The following is a 6,112-nucleotide window of genomic DNA, read 5'->3' on the forward strand; positions in this document are numbered from 1 at the left end:
GGCTTAATGATCCTATGTTTATTGTGCTGCAATTTAATGATCCTTTAATAGATTGAATTCATTATATTATTCATTCATCTCCTTCAGTCTTTCCAACCATTTTTGAATGCTGCCATCTCTAAAAAAGCCAAGCAACGCGCCATCACAAAAACGCTCTGCGCGAACAGCGCCCATAATTAATGCCATTATACTTTGTCCATCTAATTTTGAAATATCAGCATGGCTCATAGAATCACTGCCCCACTCAATATTATGCTTATCCAAAATTTCTCTATATCGAGTCAATATCATTTCAGGATGAGTTTTCTCGAACTCATATACATCATGAACAAAGGCATTAACTATTTCTGAGTAATTAACAAAAGGCATTTGAATCGGATGTTCCGGTGTCCCATCATTTTTACGGTCTATTACCCATTCACCAAATCCATCTTCATTTATAAGTGGTATGAATTTGATCATTAACTCAAAATCACTCATCACAATTCTCCTAATCTAACCTTACGTTTGCATATACTTTAATACACAATAGAAATATTTAATTTGCTATTGCTTTGATGGCTACCCGTTCCTACAATTTTCTCGCCTTAATGGCAAAAGCGGTTGGCAGCATTAATGCTTTTCTGCCAAAATCATTATCGGATGCCATCGCTTTTTCCTTGTCAGTTTCTTCAATAAGTTCTTCGACAACAAAACCATTTCTGGCCAGGGAGTTAATATATGTACTTAACATGCGATTAGAGAGCATGATCTCTTTATCACTCATATCAGCACAGTACCATTCTTCATTAAAATAAGAATTACTAAAAACAAGTTTACCGCCTTCAACCGATACACACTTATGAATCGGATGTGACCACCCAAAAACAAATACTCCATCTTTTTTCAAATAAGAATAAATTCGCTTAAATGTTTTGTCTAAGTTCGTTGTCCAACCAATTCCATAAACGGAATAGATTAAATCGAAATAGTCAATTGGTAATCCGCATTCATCCTCCATAGGTGAGCAAATAAGTCTGGCACTGATTCCTTGTGTCCGAAGATAATTTTCGGTTCTCTCAATTTGATTTGCAGATATATCCAGCCCCCACAAATCAGTTGCCCCTAAATCAGCAACATATTTTAAGGAGTGGCCATTGCCGCAGCCAATTTCGAGCACTCTTTTATCTGACAAATCTCCAAGTAAGTTCAATTTCTCCTCAGATGGTAAATAACCTCCCCACTTTGGTAACGCCGTTACACCCAAAAACTCACTGCCTATTGTATTCCAAAACTCAATATTAGTTTTATGCGCTTCACTGACATCCATATCGATATTGGCCACCTTACCCAAATCTTTACCACCGACAATGTTCTTTTTTATTTTCTCCGCCTCTTCTATCAGTTTCATTATATTTTCCTCTGCTTTCTTTTTGTAGTCTGCATCGGTCAGTTTCTCTCCTGAAAATAACTCATTCAGATTGATTTTGAGAATATCACAAATCGGCATCATAAGGGACAATTCAGGCATCCCGTTTCCGCATTCCCATTTACTAACAGTTTTATTGCTAATTCCGAGAATTTCAGCGAATTCACACTGGGTTAACTTTTGCTGTTTCCTCAATTTTGCAATAAATCTTCCGATTTTGGCTTGATCCAAACCGACACCGCCTTTCTTTGAGGATATTATATTTCAATCACTTATAGAATCACACCCACGAATCGTAGAATTTATATAAGGGATTTGGTGAAGGTTTTTCTTAGCCATAAAGTGCACTTCTTTCTTCTTTAGAATCCTTTACCAATTATAGCATGGATATCTAAAACCTAAGCCGATCGCTTTCGTATAGTTTACAATTCAAATAAAAAATTATTTCTATAAGATGAAAGGTATTTAACAATCTTTCATATCAGTTCAAATGAATAATGGTAAAAAAGTTAGGGATAAACTTTTAAACCATTATCCCATTCATTTGATGTGGCTCATAAAATCAATTTTAAAAAGGGAGGTAAAGTTATGTTTAAAAAATTTAAGTGCATTCTTTTTATTTTTACTATTATTTTAGTGCTTTCTATCCCACAGGGAAAGGCAGGCGCAGCACCGGCAAGGCAGATGGAGTATTTAGACCGGGGTGTAACAGCCGTTAAAGTAAATAATGGTGTCTTTATCAGCTGGAGGGTTTTAGGTACTGAACAATCAAATGTTTCTTATAACTTATATCGTGGATCAACAAAACTGGCAACCATTACCGGAGCCAGCAATTATTTAGATACAACAGGAACCACTGGTTCCACTTATGAAGTAAGCGCTGTTGTAAATGGTAACGAACAAAACAAATCATCTGCCGTTCGTGTATGGGATAAAAATTATCTGCAAATTCCTCTGCAGATCCCATCAGGAGGTATGACACCAGATGGAGTTTCCTATACCTACAGTGCAAATGACTGCAGTGTGGGGGATTTGGATGGGGATGGACAGTATGAGATTATATTAAAGTGGGATCCCTCTAATTCAAAAGACAATTCTCAAAAAGAATATACCGGCAACGTATACTTAGATGCCTATAAAATGAACGGTACCCGCCTTTGGCGAATCGATTTAGGCATAAATATACGGGCAGGTGCACACTATACCCAGTTTATGGTTTATGATTTAGACGGTGACGGAAAAGCAGAGATTGCCTGTAAGACTGCGGATGGAAGCAGAGACGGCCTTGGCAGCGTCATCGGAAATCCCAATGCTGATTATAGAAATTCTTCCGGATATATATTATCAGGACCTGAGTATTTAACTGTATTTCAAGGGCTTACCGGAAAGGCACTCTATACGACCAATTATGAACCGGCCAGAGGAAACGTATCCGATTGGGGAGATTCCTACGGAAACCGGGTAGATCGTTTTCTTGCAGGCATTGCTTACCTGGACGGCGTGCATCCCAGTCTGGTCATGTGCCGCGGATATTACACAAGAGCAGTTCTTACAGCCTATGACTGGAACGGTTCCAAGCTCATAAAACGCTGGACTTTTGACAGTAACAGCCGGGGCAACTCGGGTTATGCCGGACAGGGAAACCACAATCTCAGCGTTGCTGATGTAGATGGGGATGGGATGGATGAAATTGTCTATGGCGCCTGCACCATTGACCACAACGGAAAAGGGTTATATACAACTGGCTTGCAGCACGGTGACGCCATGCATTTAGGAGACTTAAATCCAAATCGTCCCGGTTTAGAAATCTGGAGTTCGTTTGAGTCCACGAAAACGAACGGCGGAGTGGGGGCAGCTATGCGTGATGCCAAAACAGGCGGTATACTGTTTAAATATGATGCCTCACGGGATGTGGGCAGGGCCTGCACTGCCGATCTGACAGCCAGCTATGCCGGAGAGGAAGTATGGGCTTCCGGGTCCCCCTTATACAGCAGCACCGGAGAAATCATAGGCACTGCACCCTCTCAAGTGAATTTTGCCATCTGGTGGGATGGTGATGAACTCAGAGAATTATTAGACGGAACAACCATTACTAAGTATGGCGGCACAACCTTACTCCGTGCCGACGGCTGTGCCTCCAACAACGGGACCAAAGCAACCCCATGTTTACAGGCCGACCTATTTGGTGACTGGAGAGAAGAAGTTGTATTCAGAACATCCGACAGTCGTTACCTGCATATATATACAACGACTGATTTCACAACACGGCGTATTCATACCCTTATGCATGATCCTGTATACCGTATGGGGATTGCCTGGCAAAATGTGGCCTACAATCAGCCTCCCCACACCAGCTTTTTCATTGGGTATGGAATGTCTGAGCCAACAATCCCGGCAATTAAATTAACCTCAGCATCTGCTCATTAAAGGTATTTTTACGTTTAGCCGCTTCTGTTATAAATGATATCATCAGAAACAGAAGCGGCTAATTTTATACTATAAAAACGACACTTCCAATTCCGCATGATAGCCCTTCGCCGCAGGTGGTGTAAAAGCCATCGATAGAGTTGGCTTTATCTTTACCAGCAAGCGCAAGATCCCCATCGCAGACTTGGCAAAAGCCTTTGGTAACCCCAGTGGCGTTGTGTCCCCGTAAATCCCACAGGCAAATTGCGCAAAGCTTTTAAACTTACGGCCTGTTCCCAAATAGTACTGTGCCATAATACCGCCAGCTCCGGTATAGCCCAGCAGATGAATATCGTCAGAAAAATGGTCACATACATATTCATATACAGCATCCAAATTCGCTACCATATTTAGCAATGTAAAGTCTTGCGTCTCTCCGCTGCATTCACCCTCTCCCGGCACATAATCTACAGCAAACACATTAAAACCATAAATACGCCCAAGCTGTTCATAACATTCATAACAATTTTTTACTGCAGTAACGGGTGTATGCAAGACGATGATATTTTTACTGTTTACTCCGGCGAGGTAGTGAAAAATATGTACTTTTTCCGAATAGCCGGAGACATAAATATCGCTCCACCCAATTTCTCTAATAGCTTCTTCATTCAATGGATGAATTTTCATTTTATTTCCTCCTATGAAAATGCTCCGCAAATGCCTATGTACAGACTGCATTTGCGGAAGCTTCATTTTAAACTTCAAATCGTATCGAAAGGAAAATTTTTCTGTATTACTGACAGTTCTCCCATTTATCATAAGCGAAATCTTTGTTCTGTTCTATACATGTGGGAAAATACTATAATCCCGTCTTCTGTTGTATACATTCATAGATCACTTGGAACGTCTTCCTATTTATGCTTCAAAAGAGGGAGTGCTTTTCCCATTTTCTTCCATTCTCTAAATTCTGCAGCACACGTAAATAATACATCTGTAGAAGAGTTTAATGCAGTTTCACATGAATCTTGAACAACACCAATAATAAATCCAATTCCAACGACCTGCATTGCGATATCATTAGAAATACCAAACAAACTACATGCCAAAGGAATCAACATTAATGAGCCGCCTGCAACACCAGAAGTACCTGCTGCCGATACACTGGCTACTAAACTTAATACAATCATAGTCGGTATGTCAACTGAAATGCCAAGGGTATTTACTGCTGCCAGAGTCATGGTTGTAATCGTAATAGCTGCACCTGCCATATTAACTGTAGCTCCAAGTGGAATACTTACAGAATAAGTATCCTCGTCTAAATCAAGAGATTTACATAATTCCATATTTACAGGAATATTTGCTGCTGAGCTTCTGGTAAAGAATGCAGTAATCGCACTTTCTTTAAGACATTTGAATACCAGCGGATATGGATTTTGTTTCATACAGAAGAACACAATGAGTGGATTTAAAATAAGTGCAACACCAAACATACAACTTACAAGTACAATAAGTACTTTTCCATATGTTGCAAAACCTTCAATACCTGTTTCAGCAATTGTTTTAAATACCAGACCAAGAACACCAAATGGAGCACAGCTGATAACCCACTTTACAACCATCGATACCGCATCTGAAATTTCCAGTAATCCCTTTTTCGTTCCTTCAGAAGTAAACTTAAATGCAATACCTAAAATGATTGCCCAGGATAATATACCAATATAATTTGCATTATATAATGCTGCAATTGGATTACTAACGGTATTCAGCAAAAGTGTTTTTAAAACTTCACCGATATTGGTTGTAACTTCTGCTTCTGTTACTGCCAAATCTGAATTCAATGCTAAGGTAACAGGATAAATATTGTTTACTGCTACAGCTACTAGAGCAGATGCTACTGTTCCTAATGCATACAGAAAGAGAACGTTCTTCATATTATGTGCAGTTCCAGATTTTGCTGATGCAAGTGAAGACATCACAAGAAAAAAAACCAAAATAGGTGCAATTGCTTTTAGAGCGCCTACAAACATATCACCTAAAATGCCAATTACAGTAAACTGTGGTACTAGAAGACCTAAAACAAGACCAACTACCATACCAATCAAAATTCTTTGAATTAAGCCCAATTTCTTCAATACCTTCATTTTATTTCCTCCATATAGAACCTACTATTCATATTGTTATGTTAATTTAAAAAATTATACTGATTAATATTAGCAAAATTTTATCTTTTAAACATGTTTTATTTATTCACTTGGGTTTAACTATACCTATTTGTAATCCATTATTATGAATATAAAC

General features: G+C 39.0%; 5 protein-coding genes. 1 reads left to right on the forward strand and 4 read right to left on the reverse strand.

What is annotated here, in order from left to right:
• Positions 1-66: 66 nt before the first annotated feature.
• Together DS742_RS09960 and DS742_RS09965 are read right to left on the reverse strand one after the other, a co-directional pair.
• A complete protein-coding gene (locus tag DS742_RS09960) occupies positions 67-480 on the reverse strand; it encodes a DUF6508 domain-containing protein (RefSeq protein ID WP_117416850.1) in 414 nt (137 codons plus the stop codon).
• A gap of 91 nt (positions 481-571) precedes the next feature.
• Entirely contained in the window at positions 572-1,639 is a 1,068-nt protein-coding gene (locus tag DS742_RS09965) for a methyltransferase domain-containing protein (protein WP_117416851.1), read from the reverse strand.
• A 357-nt stretch (positions 1,640-1,996) separates the two neighbouring features.
• On the opposite strand from DS742_RS09965, the gene DS742_RS09970 reads away from it, so the two are divergent.
• A complete protein-coding gene (locus tag DS742_RS09970) occupies positions 1,997-3,835 on the forward strand; it encodes a rhamnogalacturonan lyase (protein ID WP_117416852.1) in 1,839 nt (612 codons plus the stop codon).
• 69 nt (positions 3,836-3,904) lie between these two features.
• Here DS742_RS09970 and DS742_RS09975 read toward each other — a convergent pair whose 3' ends face one another.
• Positions 3,905-4,501: an alpha/beta fold hydrolase gene (locus DS742_RS09975; RefSeq protein ID WP_117416853.1), complete on the reverse strand. Its 597-nt coding sequence runs from the start codon at positions 4,499-4,501 to the stop codon at positions 3,905-3,907.
• A gap of 224 nt (positions 4,502-4,725) precedes the next feature.
• Entirely contained in the window at positions 4,726-5,955 is a 1,230-nt protein-coding gene (gene sstT / locus DS742_RS09980; RefSeq protein ID WP_117416854.1) for a serine/threonine transporter SstT, read from the reverse strand.
• Between the last annotated feature and the right edge of the window lie 157 nt (positions 5,956-6,112).

Source organism: Lacrimispora amygdalina, from assembly GCF_003432035.1.
In the GTDB taxonomy this organism is placed as follows: domain Bacteria; phylum Bacillota; class Clostridia; order Lachnospirales; family Lachnospiraceae; genus Lacrimispora; species Lacrimispora amygdalina.

Coding starts and splice junctions, on each gene's coding strand:
- DS742_RS09970 (WP_117416852.1), top strand. CDS start 1,997: ATGTTTAAAAAATTTAAGTGCATTCTTTTTATTTTTACTATTATTTTA.
- sstT (WP_117416854.1), bottom strand. CDS start 5,955: ATGAAGGTATTGAAGAAATTGGGCTTAATTCAAAGAATTTTGATTGGT.
- DS742_RS09960 (WP_117416850.1), bottom strand. CDS start 480: ATGAGTGATTTTGAGTTAATGATCAAATTCATACCACTTATAAATGAA.
- DS742_RS09975 (WP_117416853.1), bottom strand. CDS start 4,501: ATGAAAATTCATCCATTGAATGAAGAAGCTATTAGAGAAATTGGGTGG.